This window comes from Paenibacillus sp. ACRRY, from assembly GCF_022346995.1.
GTDB lineage: Bacteria > Bacillota > Bacilli > Paenibacillales > Paenibacillaceae > Paenibacillus.
Genome location: NZ_JAKRNM010000001.1, coordinates 1,067,241 through 1,084,068, shown reverse-complemented (window position 1 = coordinate 1,084,068; position 16,828 = coordinate 1,067,241). Strand labels below are relative to the sequence as shown.

At 43.2% G+C, this 16,828-nt stretch carries 20 protein-coding genes; 17 read left to right on the top strand and 3 right to left on the bottom strand.

Annotation, left to right across the window (positions count from 1 at the left end):
- Positions 1–19 precede the first annotated feature (19 nt).
- The 6 genes from MH144_RS04605 (at position 20) to MH144_RS04580 (ending at position 5,932) form a co-directional block, all read left to right on the top strand.
- Positions 20–583, top strand: a complete 564-nt coding sequence (locus tag MH144_RS04605; RefSeq protein ID WP_239297875.1) for a TetR/AcrR family transcriptional regulator — start codon at positions 20–22, stop codon at positions 581–583.
- Positions 584–941: 358 nt separating this feature from the next.
- The gene (locus MH144_RS04600) at positions 942–1,799 is read left to right on the top strand and encodes an aldo/keto reductase (RefSeq protein ID WP_239297874.1); all 858 of its coding nucleotides are present in this window, start codon (positions 942–944) and stop codon (positions 1,797–1,799) included.
- Between the two features lie 140 nt (positions 1,800–1,939).
- A complete protein-coding gene (locus MH144_RS04595; RefSeq protein WP_239297873.1) occupies positions 1,940–3,376 on the top strand; it encodes a spore germination protein in 1,437 nt (478 codons plus the stop codon).
- 4 nt (positions 3,377–3,380) lie between these two features.
- On the top strand, positions 3,381–4,583 hold the full coding sequence (locus MH144_RS04590) for a Ger(x)C family spore germination protein (protein ID WP_239297872.1): 1,203 nt from the start codon (positions 3,381–3,383) through the stop codon (positions 4,581–4,583).
- A 12-nt stretch (positions 4,584–4,595) separates the two neighbouring features.
- Entirely contained in the window at positions 4,596–4,823 is a 228-nt protein-coding gene (locus MH144_RS04585; protein WP_239297871.1) for a hypothetical protein, read from the top strand.
- Between the two features lie 14 nt (positions 4,824–4,837).
- Positions 4,838–5,932, top strand: a complete 1,095-nt coding sequence (locus MH144_RS04580; RefSeq protein ID WP_239297870.1) for a GerAB/ArcD/ProY family transporter — start codon at positions 4,838–4,840, stop codon at positions 5,930–5,932.
- Between the two features lie 64 nt (positions 5,933–5,996).
- Here MH144_RS04580 and MH144_RS04575 read toward each other — a convergent pair whose 3' ends face one another.
- The gene (locus MH144_RS04575; RefSeq protein WP_239297869.1) at positions 5,997–6,407 is read right to left on the bottom strand and encodes a collagen-like protein; all 411 of its coding nucleotides are present in this window, start codon (positions 6,405–6,407) and stop codon (positions 5,997–5,999) included.
- Between the two features lie 191 nt (positions 6,408–6,598).
- On the opposite strand from MH144_RS04575, the gene MH144_RS04570 reads away from it, so the two are divergent.
- From MH144_RS04570 to MH144_RS04540, 7 genes are all read left to right on the top strand, one after another.
- On the top strand, positions 6,599–7,780 hold the full coding sequence (locus MH144_RS04570) for a sensor histidine kinase (protein WP_239297868.1): 1,182 nt from the start codon (positions 6,599–6,601) through the stop codon (positions 7,778–7,780).
- A 5-nt stretch (positions 7,781–7,785) separates the two neighbouring features.
- Positions 7,786–8,451, top strand: a complete 666-nt coding sequence (locus MH144_RS04565; RefSeq protein WP_239297867.1) for a response regulator transcription factor — start codon at positions 7,786–7,788, stop codon at positions 8,449–8,451.
- 234 nt (positions 8,452–8,685) lie between these two features.
- The gene (locus MH144_RS04560; protein WP_239297866.1) at positions 8,686–9,177 is read left to right on the top strand and encodes a DUF6622 family protein; all 492 of its coding nucleotides are present in this window, start codon (positions 8,686–8,688) and stop codon (positions 9,175–9,177) included.
- Between the two features lie 332 nt (positions 9,178–9,509).
- The gene (locus MH144_RS04555; protein WP_239297865.1) at positions 9,510–9,839 is read left to right on the top strand and encodes a metalloregulator ArsR/SmtB family transcription factor; all 330 of its coding nucleotides are present in this window, start codon (positions 9,510–9,512) and stop codon (positions 9,837–9,839) included.
- On the top strand, positions 9,836–10,252 hold the full coding sequence (locus MH144_RS04550) for an SRPBCC family protein (RefSeq protein ID WP_239297864.1): 417 nt from the start codon (positions 9,836–9,838) through the stop codon (positions 10,250–10,252). Before MH144_RS04555 ends, MH144_RS04550 begins: the two co-directional genes overlap by 4 nt.
- A gap of 17 nt (positions 10,253–10,269) precedes the next feature.
- The gene (locus tag MH144_RS04545) at positions 10,270–10,866 is read left to right on the top strand and encodes a YdeI/OmpD-associated family protein (protein WP_239297863.1); all 597 of its coding nucleotides are present in this window, start codon (positions 10,270–10,272) and stop codon (positions 10,864–10,866) included.
- A 235-nt stretch (positions 10,867–11,101) separates the two neighbouring features.
- Positions 11,102–11,974: a YitT family protein gene (locus tag MH144_RS04540; protein ID WP_193722328.1), complete on the top strand. Its 873-nt coding sequence runs from the start codon at positions 11,102–11,104 to the stop codon at positions 11,972–11,974.
- A gap of 94 nt (positions 11,975–12,068) precedes the next feature.
- On the opposite strand, the gene MH144_RS04535 is transcribed toward MH144_RS04540, so the two are convergent.
- Positions 12,069–12,968, bottom strand: coding sequence for a LysR family transcriptional regulator (locus tag MH144_RS04535; RefSeq protein WP_239297862.1), 900 nt, complete (start codon positions 12,966–12,968; stop codon positions 12,069–12,071).
- A gap of 177 nt (positions 12,969–13,145) precedes the next feature.
- Here MH144_RS04535 and MH144_RS04530 point away from each other — a divergent pair, with 177 nt between their 5' ends.
- On the top strand, positions 13,146–14,066 hold the full coding sequence (locus tag MH144_RS04530) for a DMT family transporter (protein ID WP_239297861.1): 921 nt from the start codon (positions 13,146–13,148) through the stop codon (positions 14,064–14,066).
- Between the two features lie 83 nt (positions 14,067–14,149).
- Here MH144_RS04530 and MH144_RS04525 read toward each other — a convergent pair whose 3' ends face one another.
- A complete protein-coding gene (locus MH144_RS04525) occupies positions 14,150–15,247 on the bottom strand; it encodes a glycoside hydrolase family 88/105 protein (RefSeq protein WP_239297860.1) in 1,098 nt (365 codons plus the stop codon).
- Positions 15,248–15,387: 140 nt separating this feature from the next.
- Between MH144_RS04525 and MH144_RS04520 the strand changes: the two genes are divergently transcribed.
- The 3 genes from MH144_RS04520 to MH144_RS04510 all read left to right on the top strand — a co-directional run bounded on the left by MH144_RS04520 (position 15,388) and on the right by MH144_RS04510 (position 16,765).
- Complete coding sequence (locus MH144_RS04520; RefSeq protein WP_239297859.1) at positions 15,388–16,224, top strand: AraC family transcriptional regulator; 837 nt, start codon at positions 15,388–15,390, stop codon at positions 16,222–16,224.
- Positions 16,225–16,311: 87 nt separating this feature from the next.
- Positions 16,312–16,539, top strand: a complete 228-nt coding sequence (tlp, locus tag MH144_RS04515; protein ID WP_095358074.1) for a small acid-soluble spore protein Tlp — start codon at positions 16,312–16,314, stop codon at positions 16,537–16,539.
- A 37-nt stretch (positions 16,540–16,576) separates the two neighbouring features.
- A complete protein-coding gene (locus MH144_RS04510) occupies positions 16,577–16,765 on the top strand; it encodes a hypothetical protein (RefSeq protein WP_110822176.1) in 189 nt (62 codons plus the stop codon).
- Positions 16,766–16,828: the final 63 nt, after the last annotated feature.

The window sequence follows — 16,828 nt, the reverse complement described above, 5'->3', positions numbered from 1 at the left end:
ATCGACAAAGGAGAAAAAAATGTCTATAAGAAAAAATGAAGATCCTCGATCGGTTCGTTCTAAAAATATGTTCAAACAAGCCGCTCGTTCACTACTGATCGAAGAACCGTCCTTTTCACAGGTAACCGTACAGAAAGTTGCTGATCGCGCAGAGTTAAATAGAGCGACGTTCTACCTTCATTATGAGGATATTAATGATCTGATAATGAAGGTCACTAATGAGATCTTTGACGACTTGTCGATAAAGTTGGAGCCGCTTGTACAGTCTGAAGTTCTTGATAACGAAGACGACCTCACCCAGTTTTTGGATTATATCTATGATAATAGGAAGCTATTCGCAGTACTATTTGAACATAAGAGGTATGAGTCGAGACTATTCAATCTTTTTAAAAATTTGATCGAAACGAGACGAGATAAAGCTCAAATCAGGAGGGGATTACCAGAGCGCTTGGTATCAACCGAAATCCTGACATCTTCAATTATCGGAATCATCATGTGGTGGATTCGCGACGGAATTCACTTTAGCTCAGAACATATAGCGAATCAAATTTCAATGATTTATAGGAAATCACCAATAAGTTAGATCTTTGACCAGAAGAATTTCATTTATGTAACAAAACTCCTTAGAGGCGCGATTCTTATTCTCATACCAAATATAAAGGGAGCTGCAACTACATTTAGGAGTATAGAAAGAACGAGTGCTACTCTATGGAACATACTTCTTCAAATCTATGAGTATTCATATTAATTATTATGTAAACCTTTATGTTTAACTTGATGACTGATTCTATAAATTTGATAGATGAAAGACCCAAACTATCCGCGTAAGAGGAATAGGCAAATATATGAGACAAATGAGATAACTGATAATATTTCATTTGTTGCATAATAGGATTAGGCGATTCTTGGATTAGCTATAGCTTGAATAGGAGGAATGCAGAATGGAATATGTGACGTTAAATAATGGGGTACAGATGCCGATTCTCGGATATGGAGTTTATCAAATTCCAGATCAGGTCGAATGTGAAAAATGTGTACTGGATGCGATAAGTGTTGGATACCGTTCCATTGATACGGCCCAGGCTTACCGGAATGAAGAAGCTGTGGGTCGTGCCATCCAGAAAAGCGGTGTGCCGAGAGAAGAATTCTTCATTACGACGAAAGTCTGGATATCCAATGCAGGTTATGAAAGGGCGAAAGCTTCAATTGAAGAGTCCCTGAGAAAACTCCAGCTTGATTATCTGGATTTGCTTCTGATCCATCAGCCGTTCAGTGATTACTATGGAACATACCGGGCAATGGAGGAATACTATAAGGCTGGTAAGATCAGAGCTATTGGAGTAAGCAATTTCTATCCGGATCGATACATCGACCTGGTCCAATTCAGTGAAGTAGTACCTGCAGTGAATCAGGTGGAGACACATGTTTTCAACCAACAGATTAAGGCGCATGACATTATGAAGAAATACAATACGCAGATTGAATCGTGGGGTCCTTTTGCAGAAGGAAGAAAGGATCTGTTCACGAACGCTACTTTGCAAGAGATTGGGGATCAATATAACAAGTCGACAGCGCAAGTCGCTCTGCGCTTCCTCATTCAACGTGGTGTGGTTGTAATTCCGAAGACCGTCAATAAAGATAGAATGGAACAGAATTTTAACGTTTTTGATTTTCAATTAACCGCTCAGGATATGGATAAAATCGCTGCTCTGGATACAGAGGAAAGTGCATTTTTCTCTCACTATGATCCGCAAACCGTTGAATTCTTAACGGATTACGCCAAAAAAGGGTTGGAATAAAGATGTAATATATGTGTACTAGTGAAGACCGTTCAATTGGACGGTCTTTTTTTAGCTTATGCGGATACCGTGATTCTGCCGGGGAGAAGTTTATTATTCGAATTTGTACCAATACTACATATCCAAGGGGGATGGTGAAAATGAAGTTACAACGCGAGTTTTCTAAGCAAATTCATCAAAATATAGATCTCATTTGTGACTTCATGGGAAACAGTTCGGATTTTGTTGTTCGTGAGATCACGGTGGGTAGTTACCACGCCGCCTTATTTTATTTGGACGGTATGACAGACATGCAGAAGATACAGGATAACGTAATTCGTCCGTTGCACGAGACTTCATCGGATGATATCCGTTTATCTTTCTTAAAAGATAGTGTTCTTGACGTTGGTGAAGCAAGTTTCACTAACAGTATTGAAGATGCGCTGGATCAGATTCTATCAGGTGGACTGCTCCTGTTAATCGACGGGATTGGGGACGGATTGGTCGTTTCCATACCTGGATGGGAAGAACGCAGTATAACGGAATCGAAGACGCAGCCAGTGATCCGAGGTCCTCAAGAATCGTTTACAGAGAATGTGCGTACGAATACAACGATGGTCCGTCGTAGAGTGAAGGATACAAGAGTTCGGCTAACGAACGTCAAGGTTGGCGAAAAAACAAAGACAGACATATCGGTCATGTATATGCATGGAGTTGCCGATGATGAATTGGTACTGGACTTGATATCCAGACTGAAAAACATGAATGTGGATCGCGTGCTTGAAGGGGAGTACCTCGAAGAAAGTTTAGTTGAGAAAAAGCAAATGACCATATTCCCAATCTTTTATAATTCGGATCGCCCGGACTCTATTGCAGCAGGTGTGATGGAAGGGAAAATTGCGATATTTATCGACGGAACTCCTTTTGTCATCCTTGCGCCTGCAGTATTTGTTGATTTCATTCAATCCGCGGAGGATTATTATCAATCTTTTATTTACAGCAGCATCATTCGAGTCTTAAGGTACATCTCCCTGGCAATATGTTTGCTGGCTCCAGCAATATATGTGGCACTAACTACATTTCATCAGGACATGATCCCAACCGTTCTATTACTGAGTTTATCTGCGCAACGTGAAGGTGTACCATTTCCTGCATTTGTTGAGGCGATGATTATGGAGGTCATATTCGAAATCCTGAGAGAAGCAGGTCTACGAATGCCGCGAACGGTCGGTCAGGCTGTTTCGATTGTTGGGTCCATTGTCATCGGACAGGCCGCTGTAGAAGCAAACATCGTTTCGCCCGTTATGGTCATTGTTGTTGCCATTACAGCGATTTCAAGCTTTGTTATCCCGTCCTACACCATGGCTATTCCCATTCGGATATTACGGTTTGCTTTCATTGGAATGGCCGCCATGTTTGGCGTATACGGATTGACGGTGGGCATGCTTATACTCCTTGTGCATTTGAATAGTCTTCATTCATTCGGTGTTCCGTATATGAGCCCCATAGCCAATTTTCAATCGTCGAAACACAGCGATGCCGTACTGCGGTTTCCATTTAGGAACAAAGCAAATCAAAACAACAAACCAGAGGAGTAAGCCAATGAACTCGTACCGATCCACCATGTCTACATTGCTAGTGTGCATCATGCTTATGGTCATTGTTACGGGTTGTTGGAATAGTAAGGAGTTAAACGAAATATCCGTCGTGATGGCTATGGGTATTGATACCGTAGATGGCCAATATGAGATCAGTCTGCAAGTGGTTGATCCCTCTCAAATGTCTCGTAATCGGGCGATGGAACGGTCACCTACAATCGTTTTTTCTAGCCGTGCAAATACGCTGTTTGAAGCCCTCCGAAAACTCACGACGGAATCATCACGGAAGATGTATCTGTCTCATCTAAAGTTTGTAATCTTTGACGAAGATACAGCAAAAAAGGGAATCAAAAAGCCGCTGGATTTTCTGTTCCGTGATCATGAAGTGCGGCCTGATTTTCATTTGGCGGTTGTCAGAGGCAGTTCGGCTAAGGATGCGGTTACGTTTGTGGCTCCAACCGAGGTTTTGCCTGCAATGGATATGTATAAAGCTCTAAATGTGTCTGAAAAGACATGGGCGCCCACTTCCGCGGTCAATGTCAAAGACCTTCTGCAGCGTCTAAAGAAAGATGGCATTGAGCCGGTCTTGACTGGCATTCGACTGAACAATCTAGACAAAGGATTGAACGTGGATAATGTGACGAAGTCACCACAACATGCGAATTATTTATTTACAGGCATTGGTGTCTTTCAGGGAGACCGTCTGATCGGCTGGATAGAAGAATCCAAAAGCAAGGCGTTTACCTACATATCGAACCGTGTTTCCAGTTCTGTAGCCTCCATCGGATGCCCAAACTCAGAAGGGGAATTTGCTTTTGAAATCATACGTAACAACGTCAGGATTCATCCGGAAATAAAAGAGAATGAACCGAGTATCTCTCTTGTCGTGGAAACAGAAGCGAACATCGGAGAGGTTTCATGTGATGCTGACCTAAAGGATGAGAAGACATTTAATGAGTTTCAGGCAGCAGCCAGAGAAGAACAAGAACAGATCCTGAAGGAAGGTATCGAAAAAGCGCAGCAGATTGGCTCCGACATATTCGGATTCGGGGAAGCCTTTCATCAAAAATTCCCTCGTCAGTGGCATCAATGGAGAGCGGATTGGAAGCAGAAATTTCAAAAACTTGAGGTAAAGCTAGATATCCATTTCCATTTAAACCGGGTTGGGAAAATTACCAATCCCATCGACTCTGAACCGCAACATTAGGAGTGAATGTATATGCTGTATGCGGTACTTATCATCTCGATCCTGACCATGTTTTATGAGTTTCGTCAATTGAAGGAGAAGCATCATGTGCGCGAAATGGTGGTTAGCTCCATATTGTTCACTGCAGGGGCGATATTGATCGTTCTGAACATCGTACACGCTGAACTGCCGAGTCCGTTAGCGGGTATCCGGATGATTTTTCAACCGGTAAGCCAGTACATTGCTAGTATTTTATCTTAAAGGGGGGGACGGGAGTGGGTAGCAAATTAACTGTTCGACAAGCCATCACATGGTTTGTGTTGTATCAGATCGGAAGTGCATATTTGGTGCTTCCAGCTGCGATAACTTCAGTTGCTAAACAGGATGCCTGGCTTTCCGTTCCGATTTCCCTGGCTTTTCATTTGCTTTTGATACCGTTATACACTTCCATCGTCAGGCAAATGAAGGGTAGAACCTTCGTTGAGTATCTCCGAAATGTCTTTGGTCCCTTGGGCGGGACCATAAGCATCATTTTTATATTTGCCTTTCCCTTTTTGGAGTGCATCATGACCCTTCGAAATCTGGGAGACTTTGTCACGACCTCAATAATGCCCGAAACTCCTTATGATGCCATATATTTTATTATGCTCCTAGCTGTCTATTTTGCCGTTCGCTCGGGTCCGGTTGTCATCGGGCGTTGTGCGGAGATTCTTATCTTTTTTCTTCTGGCCCTATACTTGTTGGTTAGGATCACACTCTTTTCGGATGCAGATTTCAAAAACCTTCTTCCTGTTTTGGAAAACGGACTGAAGCCTGTCGTTCTCGCATCCATTAATCTGTTTGCTTTTCCTTATCTGGAGGCGGTATTGTTTCTTTTCTTTGCCCATCACTTCCCTGATCCGAAAAAGTGGAGAAAATCGGTGATCGTAAGTGCTCTAATTAGTGGAGCTATGTACTTTTTCATGGTTATGCAGATCATCGCTGTGATCAGCGCTGGTGTCGTGGCGGACTTGACGTTCCCTACTTTTTTTATTGATCGGACGATTAGTATTGGTGAGTTTCTTCAGCGATTTGAAATCATCCTTGCCATTGTTTGGTTCGTTACGATTTTCTTTCGACTTGCATTGCTTCTATATGTTTCAGCACAAGGACTTGCAGAAGCTTTTCGTCTTCGAAGCATGAATTCACTATTCGTTCCTTTGATACTGATCATGTTGGCCATGGCTGATTTTATCTGGCCAAACGTTTCATATATCATTGAAATAAATCAGATTTGGCCTTACTATGCCATGATCTTCGGCATTGGGTTCCCGATCGCGCTCTGGTCGATTAGTAAAATGAAGAGTTCTTTGGAGTCTATCAACAAGTAGCAAGACCCTGGTCAATGTAAAACACCCTGATTGTGGAAACAACCACAATCAGGGTGTTTAAGTATTAGAAACAGCTAAATGAGCTGATCCGCTGCAAGTCAATGCCGCTGTACACCCAGAAGAATCCAGTCCAGCGGAAGCCGGCTACCGAATTTCTGCCGACAAATACCGGGTACATCCAGAAACCGGGACCGCGATTCGGCCAAATATATGTGTAGCGGAACAGACACCCGGAGATTGCTCTTGGATCTACTGCAAACAATGAAGGCGACTGCTGTGGAACAAATGAAGGCGGCGGTCCGGGAGGGGGCTGCACACCTTGAGGTCCACCGCCTCCACCTCCGGTGAACGGGGGAGGACCTGATGGGCCTCCTGGACCACCCGGTCCACCCGGTCCGAAAATTCCACCAGGACCTCCAGGTCCACCTGGTCCACCAAACCCACCACCAGGTCCAAAGGGAGGTAAAAATGTCATGTATCATCACTCCTGTTCATTAGTCTAAGGTATTGTATGTAGGCACTTGAACAGGGGAATGGGTTGAAGCCCATGGATGCCGAAATTTTATAGGCTGTTCGGTTTTATGGAATCAACACTCTTGTCCTGAGTATTGAGCTTAACGTATAGTATCTAATTGCTGGACAATTCATTAGATGGGGAGGTTTTCCGTGGCATCTACTTTGAAGGAAGAGAAATTATACATCAATTTGATTCGTATACTTGGAACTTTGCTCTTGGCATTATCCTATTATTATGAATATATCAATCAGGCTCCCATCAGCTTAATTGGTGGGTTTCTTGTATTGCTGCTGTACATGGTCTTAATTTGGGCAGAGACAACGTGGTGGAATGAAGTGAAGTATTATGTTGTTTCAATGATGATCATCTCGATTATTCTAGTTCTCCACTATGTTTTTGACTCACCACATATCACATTACTATGGCCGCTTTACTTTATTATCCTGATGATGAACCGAGTGTATCCCCGTGTTTCGCTGATTATGGGCTTAATTACGTTATCTTGTATTGCTTGGGTAAATACGTTGTCTTTGAGTACGATCTTAGGACTGCTTGGCGTGATGCTCGTTGCTCGAAGTATCAAAATCAGAAGAGATGCTCATCTACTGACAACTCTTCATCTTAAAGAACTAGATAGAGCACATCAGGAGCTGGAGGTAGCTCATAAGGAGCTTCAGGAAGCGACTGTACATTCGATACGTTATGCAGCGTTAGAAGAAAGGACAAGACTTGCAAGAGAAATTCACGATGGACTCGGCCATCAATTAACATCTCTAATTGTACAATTACAGGCGCTACAGATTATGCATGTAGCGGAACCTGAAAAGGCTTCGGATTCCATCAACCAGTTACTTGGCATTGCACGTCAAGCCATGGCCGAAGTACGAGTAGCTGTCAAGGAATGGACCAATGACGAAATGGGCCTGGGAATCGTTGCACTCAAAGGCCTGGTCTCTCAAACACAAGGTAGATCTTCCGTGCAGTTCAAATTCAATCAAAACTCGGAGTTATCCGAATGGCCAATTGAAACGAGTATTGTGCTATATCGAGTTCTACAAGAATCGTTAACCAATATCCTTCGTCATTCAGATGCAGATCAGGCCTGGATTGATATTGATGAAGCTGGTGACAGAATACAACTTACAGTCACAGATAATGGAACAACTGAAAAGGGAGGAGCGGGACATTTGGGTTATGGGTTGAATGGAATCATAAAGCGATGTGAAGAGTGGGGTGGAAGTGTTTCTATTTCATCAGTCGAGCCTCATGGTTTTCGTGTAAAAGTTATGCTCCCTGTTGAACGTATGGCTATTGTGGAAGAGAAGGAGTAATGTTTATGAAAGATGTAATTCGGATTGTACTTGCTGATGATCAGCTTTTTGTCCGACAAGGGTTAAAATACATCATAGATTCTCAGAGTGATATGGAATGCGTGGGGGAAGCGAGCGATGGCAACGAAGCTTACCACATTTCAATGAAAATGAATCCCGATATTGTATTAATGGATATTCAGATGCCGCATTCATCGGGGCTTGAAGCAACTCAAAAAATTCTGCATGATAATTCAAAAATTAAAATAGTGCTCTTAACCACCTTTGATGTGCAAACCTATGTTATCGAAGGTATACGAGCTGGCGCAGTAGGTTACTTGTTAAAGGACACGGATATGAAGGAAATCCTTGAAGGTATACGCTGGGCATTTCAAGGGAATGCGATCTTCAGGACACCAACGGCCAGCAAAGCACTGGCTGAAGCTATCTATAGTGATGGAAAACCCATACAATCAGGGCAAGTAACGAATTCGTCAGATTTGCTGACAGAACGCGAGTTAAACGTGCTGCAACAAATGTCTTACGGCCGCCGTAATTCTGAAATTGCTGAAATTCTATACATTTCCCAAGGTACAGTCAAAACTCATATCCATCGAATTCTCCAAAAACTTGAAGTTGAAGATCGTACCCAAGCTGTCGTTTTGGCAATCCGAACAGGTATGGTAGAGTGACCAGTGAAGTAAAGCAATATATAGAAAGACCGGCGAGAGTTCAGCCGGTCTTTCTTGATTTTATGACAAAAGTCAGGTTGACTGGTGACATGTATATCTCTAGATAGAGCTATTGCAAGACCAGAATCAATCGCTATGTGGATGTGGGGTATCATAAAATTCTTTACTATTGAATTATAAGTTCAAAAAAACTTCATTGCATAAGTGCATGAGATGACAATAGGAGGAAATATAATGAACATCACAGTCCAACAGATTATTGTAAACACACCAACCTGGGTATGGATGCTCTTAGTGGCTTTATTTATACTGGGCGTAAAAAATTCACAGGAAAGAGCGGTTAACTTGGCCAAGATGTTTGTTGCCCCATTAATATTCATGATATGGGGTCTGTGGACCATAACGACATCATTCTCTCATATCGGTCTAACCTTAACGAGTTATGTTATCTTTATCGTTCCTGGCTTTCTGATTGGATATGTCCTGAACAAAAACTTTCAAGCATTTTATATCAAGAATACAACCTTTTATAAGAAGACAAGTTATCTTCCTCTGGTGATTGTCCTGCTTAACTTTGTAGTTAAGTATGCTCTGAATGTCATGCTGGTCTTCTATCACAGTGATCTTTTCCACGTGGTATATTCTTCTGCGAACGGACTAACAGTCGGTTTATTCTTTGGAGGAATAGTGTATACCATTCTTATCAAATCAGAAATAAAGAATTGAAAGTCGTAGCGTAAATACTGCTGGGAGCAATTATCAATAAACGTCGTTCAGAACATAGACTTTCCTTTTATAAAGACCCATTGACTAACTGGAGAAACGTAAAAACACCTCGTAAGAGGTGTTTTTTATTTGGAAATTTGCTGTGAACCGAGAAAAAAGCCACTCACAGGTTAATTTTCAGATGTTGTTGACACGACACCATTTGGTGTCATATAATCAATTCGACACCAAAAGGTGTCTGATTAGGACATTTCACAGAAATATAAAGTGACATTACAAACAAATCCTCCGTATCATCCATGTTCTGATACAGCAGATTGGAGGGAAGTGGTGTGAGTGAGAACCAAAGATCACGTGATGTATTTGATGCCATTGCAGATCCAACCAGGCGCCGGTTGATGCAGATGTTAACCGAAGCAGAGGAAGTACCGCTTCACGAGTTGACCTCACAATTTGAGATGGGACGGACAGCGGTATCCAAGCACCTGACCATTCTTAAAGAGGCGAATCTGGTCGTTGACCGAAAAGTCGGCAGGGAAACGAGGTATAGGCTGAATGCTTCACCATTACAAGAAGTTCAAGATTGGGTGGCTTTCTACAGCAAGTTCTGGAGTATAAATATGATGCGCTTGGACCAACTATTAAAGGAGGAAGAAGAATGAGTTTAACATTGGAACTGGATTATCAGTACACGACTTCGGTCGAGAAGCTCTGGTCAGCCTTAACGGATTCTAGCAAGCTTGCCAAGTGGGTGGCCAACATTCATACCGGTCAAGGGATGGACAATAATTTCAAACCAGTCGTTGGGCACCGTTTTCAATTCCGTACGCAAGCTACAGAGTACTGGAACGGAATTATTGAAGGAGAAGTCCTAATCGTGGAAGAACCACATCGCTTGTCCTATACCTGGGAAAGCGGGGAGAAACATACGGTTACCTGGACATTACATGACTTAGGAAACGGTAAAGTAAACCTTCACCTGGAGCAAACCGGAATTTCCAACCCTCAAGCACTGGCTGGTGCTAAATATGGCTGGAGTAAATGGTGCGATGAGCTTGAAAAGCTTTTGGCATAATCAAAGGAGGGACATTGATGTTAAAAGGTGAAAGAAATACAAAAATTGATCCCTATTTCAACAAGCTGAAGAATTGGAAAGAAGAATTCGAGCTGCTGCGAGAGATCGTTCTGGATTGCGGGCTGACTGAAGATTTTAAGTGGATGCATCCCTGTTACACATTGGACGGTAAAAATATCGTTCTGATCCATGGATTCAAGGAGTATTGTGCCCTGTTGTTTCACAAAGGTGCGTTGCTAAAAGACCCTCATGGGATCCTGATTCAGCAAACGGAGAATGTGCAGGCGGCACGTCAGATTCGGTTCACCAATGCTCAGACGATTCAAGAAATGCAGCTGATCATCCAAGATTATATTGAGGAAGCCGTACAAATTGAGAAAGCGGGTCTGCAAGTTGAGCTTAAAAAGCATGACGAGTATACCATACCTGAGGAGTTAGCCAACAAATTCGTTGAATTACCCGATCTAAAAACAGCTTTTGAAGAGCTGACACCAGGACGTCAAAGAGCTTATATTATGCATTTCTCCTCACCCAAACAATCCAAGACCCGAGAGTCGAGAGTCGAAAAGTACATCCCGCATATCCTTGATGGGAAAGGACTTAATGACAAGTAGTTGAGTGTATGTGGTTATAAAATGCGTCACGCCTTAAGTCGCTGATATAGCGGCTTTTTTGTGTCTTTTTTTATATTTTCAGGACTTTACTTTTAAGGTTTGTGGAGGGATTCAATGGGTAACAGGAACGAAAAAAAGCAATACTAACAGTCATAATACATGCGAAAAATTTGTCAAATTGGTGATTATTAATATAAACTATATTTTATGAGTTCTTATCCAAGGAGGAAATTGAATGCATCAAAGAAAGAAAACAAAATCGAATAAGGCAAGAATTTTTTCAAAAGTATTATTGATCATCATCGGGGCTTTTATTACGGCATACGGTCTTGAAGCCATTTTGATCCCCAACAATGTCTCGGACGGTGGTGTGACGGGTCTGAGTATCGTTGGTTCACAATTGTTTGGATTGCCACTGGGGATGCTAATTGGAATAATCAACATTCCTTTTGTGTGGCTGGGATATAAGCAAATAGGTAAAAGTTTCGCTCTCTATTCCATTATCGGTATTGCCTCACTCGCAGTAAGTACCAGTCTGATGCACCATGTACCTACAATTATTGAAGGGGACACACTGCTGGTTACCGTTGTCGGCGGGATTATCATCGGTTTCGGTATGGGTCTTGCACTTCGTAACGGCGGGGCTTTGGACGGAATAGATATGCTTGCTGTACTGCTTTCACGAAAAGTTCCTTTTGGTACCAGTGATCTAATCTTGTTCCTAAACATGTTTGTATTTATCGTCGTATCATCTGTATTTGGTTTGCAAGGGGCCATTTTGTCGGGGCTAGCTTATTTCATCGCTTCTAAAGTGATTCATATCGTTGAAGAAGGCTTGAGCGGTTCCAAAACGTTTAAAATTATCACCAATCAACCCGAAATCATGGTCGAAACCATTCGTGACCGATTAGGTCGTGGAGCAACCTATACGGATGCTTATGGCGGATACTCCAATGAACAGTTCAAAGAAATCACTTGTGTAATCAACCGTATGGAAGAGAGCAAAATTAAAGAGATTATTCATGAAATTGACCCGAATGCTTTTGTTGTCGTGTATGATGTAGCAGAAGTGAAGGGCGGCAGCTTCAAAAAGAAAGATATTCACTAATACTTAAGCTTGTTGGCAAGACATAAACATAGATACAACAAAAGGTCGCTAAATCTAGCGGCCCTTTTTTAATGCTTTTAAAATTATTTTAATCTCAAACGACAATCAAAGGCTTCCGATCCGTTTCAAATGGAAATAAGGTTTGAGCAGCGTTAATAAAGGCATTTACGGCAAGGGTACGTTCATTCTCCGGACTCGTGGCAACATGAATATCCCGATAGGCTTCTGGTGACAGGCGTTTCAGACAGATGCCCGGCGGCAAATCCAGGAGGGACAACTCGGACATGACAGCCAATCCTTCGCCAGCCAGAATCATCTGAAGTGACGTTCTGTAATTGTAAAGGATGTATTCGACTTGTGGCGTGACTCCGGCACTTTCAAACCACTTCAGGACAGGCGGCTCATACCCGGCTTTCCAGAGAAGCATGGGCTCCTCCCGCAGATCTTCAGGGTGAATGATGTCTTTCGCTGTTAAAGGATGATCATCTCTCATGACAGCATATATGCCTTCACGATACAGAGGGAACGAATCTGTCGTCTCTTCGGAAGGAATGAGCAGGCCTACATCAATCTGTCGATTATCCAACCAATCCTGTACCTCCGCAATCGTGCCTTCCATGATACTGAATTCCAGGTTGGGGTATTGCTGCTTCATGTAACGGATCAGTTTTGGGACAAAGTAGGACGAAGCTACAGGGAAAGCACCAATACGGACGGAGCCAATCTCCAATCCTTTTTCACTCGAGATTTCTTGATCAATTTTCTCATAACCTTGCAGGATTTCCCGGAAAATCCGGACCATACGTTCACCGATCGGTGTGAGTGCAACACCGCGACGACGGTCTCGGATAAGAAGCGTAACTCCGAGATCGCGCTCCAGAGTTGTGACTGCACGGCTGACTGCGGGCTGTGTCATGTTCATTTTTTCACTGGCGAGTGTAAAACTGCGGGTCTCCGATATCGTAACGATTAACTGCAGAAGAGATTTGTTCATATCAAATTTGGTAACTCCCTCATAAGTTATATTCATTTTATTTATATTTGACTGTATTGTATCATGTTTATAGCAAAGCAGAAACAGAGGAGCTGTAACTAAACGTATCTGATTCCATTGACACATCACACTTTAGATGCCGGAATCTAGAACACAAGCGGATAGGAGGAAGATGATATGAAAGTAAGAGCTTGGTTATTTTTGATTTTGGCTAATTTATTCTGGGCAGGAAACCTGATGTTTGGAAAGGCCGTAACATCCGACTTTCCGCCGATCTGGGCATCTTTTCTAAGATGGGTGATTGCGGCAATTGTATTGATTCCGCTCGCGCAGCTGGTGGAGAAACCAAACTGGCTGAAAGTATGGAAGAATAACTGGGGCATTCTGTTATTCTTATCCCTGGTAGGTGTTGTGTCCTACACACTTCTCACATACACGGCATTACAGCACACATCGTCTACAAACGGCAGCTTGATTAACAGTCTAACTCCAGCCGTGATGATCGTGTTGTCTCTGGTTTTCCTGAAAGAAAAAATAACAGGATGGCAGGGCGCAGGGTTGGTATTATCGTTCCTCGGTGTCCTGACTGTGCTAACGAAAGGCCATTTACTTGGGTTATTCAGTACGCATTATAACCAAGGAGACGGCATTATGCTGCTGGCGGTGTTTTTATGGGCGGTCTATTCGATAGTGGGCAAAAGAGGACAACATCTCCCGCCAATTACGTTCGTTGCTTTTACAGCATTCATCGGTGTTATATGTATGATTCCGTTGTTATTCTTCCAGCCGCTGCATATGGAGAACATCACGACTTTCGGAATAACCGGAATTATATATCTGGGATTATTCCCTTCCATCGGCTCATTTCTATTCTGGAACCAGGGCGTTAAGGAGCTTGGACCAGGGAAAGCCAGTATTACAATGAATTTGATGCCTATATTCACTGCAATTCTATCCGTCATGGTTGGTCAGGAACTGCTGATTTCTCAAATGGTCGGCGGTATTATTGTCATTATGGGCATGTTGTTATCGGCAAATATAATGTCCCGTAGAGCATCGTCCAGAGCTTTTTGGAAACGTACACGGAGAACCGCTTAATATCGTCATGGTTTTCATTCTTCAGAGAACAAGAAGAAAATAAAGAAGACAGAGATTATGTCCCTGTCTTCTTGGCGTTCAACCTATTTTGCCGCCAGATTCATTTCTACGCACATGAGTATGAAGGCACCGGCCCCGTGCAGATCGTTTTCGCTGGTTGGTCGAGCAATATAGTGATCATAGTCGCCGATTCCCGTGCCAATACAGATATTACCGATGATAACGTTCCCGTTCTCGTCAAACTGAAGTGTGTCAATTACGCCTTGATAACCTTTCCATGCATACTGCAAATATTTAGGGTCCAGATAGCCGAATCGAACGGCTTTGGCAATGGCATGTGCAAAGAGTGCCGTACAGGAATTCTCATGCCAGTTATCCGGATGATCCCCTTTGTCGATGACTTGATACCATAATCCGGTAGCAGGGTCCTGGTAATTCGTCAGAGCAATCAGCAGGTCCTGTACGATGGTTACGAGTTTGTCTTTGTCCGGATGATCCTCTGGCATGTATTCGAACATTTCAAGCAGTGCGACCGGATACCAGCCTATAGCACGGCCCCAGAATTCCGGAGCAAGGCCCGTAACAGGATCGGCCCATTTGGCTTCTTTTGTTTCATCCCATCCGTGGTAGAGCAGGCCAGTGACAGGATCTTTTGTATGCTTTTCCATAAGCAGTGCCTGATAGGTCATCATATCGATGTAATCGCTCTCACCAAATGTTTTGGCGAATTGCACCGCGATGGGTCCAGACATATATAAACCGTCCAACCACATTTGGTTCGGATAATGTCCCTTGTGCCAGAATCCGCCTGAGGCATTGGTCGGCCAGGACTTCAGAAGAGGAACTAAGGTGTGCAGCGCTTGTTTATACCGTTCATCTCCCGTCTGCTCGTAGAGAGTGAAGAGAAGAACACCGGGCTGGATGTCGTCGAGTTCGTCAGACTTATACTTTTTGATGCTGCCATCCTCCAGGATCTGACTATCGACCCAGCCTTTCATGTAATCATAGAGCTTTTGTTCTCCAGTTTGTCGCCAACATTTCTCCATCCCAGATAAAAAGACACCCTGATGATAATGGAATCGGTCTGGCGGAAGATGTTCCGGCTCGAATTTATCCATAATTGCTTCACAGGCTTTTAACGCCCATTGAATTGGCGTCGTGGTAGATGAGGTGGTTTGCATGTATCCTTCCTCCTTGGTTGGTTGTACTCCCATTTTATCACCGGATTATGTACATGATTTGCGGAATCTGCCTATTTCTTCTTATTTCTTGCGATATAATATAAACATCCAGGACGGAACGGAAGGGAGCACACACTTTAATGGGGAACCTATATTTTGAGAATTCGGAGAATACATTTCTGGTATCTCACCGGAAAGCATTAAGCCATCACATGCCGGTAAGCCATTTTCACAGCACGTATGAAATTTATGTACTGATGTCAGGGGAGCGGGAGTTTTTTATTCAGGACCGGACCATTACCATCGCCGAGGGCGATGTGGTCATCATTGCTCCAGACGTTCTGCATCGCACAACCAATGCGGAACGGCCGAAGCATGAGAGGCTTATTATTAACATGCATGCACAGTATTTTTCCGCAGACGGTTCCCATGAAGAAGTGCTTCAGCCGATGCTGGAGCGGGATTATTTGATTTTGAAAGGTTCCCTGCGCAGTAGAGAGCTGATAGATTTGCATACAAGAGCCATTATGCAGGAGATGAAAGAGCGCGGAAGCGGCTTCGAATTGTATGCCCAGACACTTGCCGTGCAGCTGCTTATCATGTGCTGTAGACAATTCAGGCAGCATGATGCGGAACCGCTGGTATCACCGAGTCCCATGCATGAGCGAATTTCAGAGATTGTCCGTTATATTAACGACCATTACATGGAGGAACTATCGCTTCATTTGCTGGCAGATAAGTTCTATATCAGTCCTTATTATTTGAGTCGTTCCTTCAAAGAAGCGACAGGATTCGCTTTTGTGGAATACGTCAATAGTGTGCGGATCAAGGAAGCAAAAAAGCAGCTCGAGAGCTCAAACCTCAAGGTCAATTTGATTGCGAGGAAGGTAGGGTTCGGGAGTGTAACCCATTTCGGTCGTGTATTCAAAGCGGTCACAGGCCATTCGCCATTGTATTATCGAAGGAAAGGAGATTGAATTCCATGCATAAGCTTCGCTCTCTTATGGAACACTTCTGTAGTGCGAATAAACAGCACTGATTCCATTTTTGGGGAGGTGAGATGTATGAGCAAACCGGATAACCGTGAAGACAACGTGCAGCATTTGCAAAATGCGGTTCAAAACACGATCGAAAATTACCGGGAAGCAGAGGATTATCTCGAAGAATTCGGTGATGAAATTCCGGCTCGGGAAAAAGGTCAGATTGAGGAAAAAAATGAGCGCCGTAAACATAGCATTTCCGGATTCCGTGAAGAAATTCAAGATGAATCCAAACATCAGCAAAACTCATAATGTGGAGACTATTTTGATGGTGTAGGAGGGTTAGCAGATGACGAATCAGGATCCACAGGAACTTCTTAAACAGAAACACGAGCTGGACGAGCATAAAAGGCAGTTCACCAATTTTGCCCGAAGCGTTTCAGGTCAAGGTGAAGTAGAAGCCGGGCAAGAATTCAGTCATGACCGGCAGGATGATGATCAAAACCGCATGAAATCTGTTGAGAACAAGCGTGCTTAACGGATGAGATAAGCAAATAAGCTGATCCATTATCGGATCGGCTTATTTGTTTCTTTACCTATT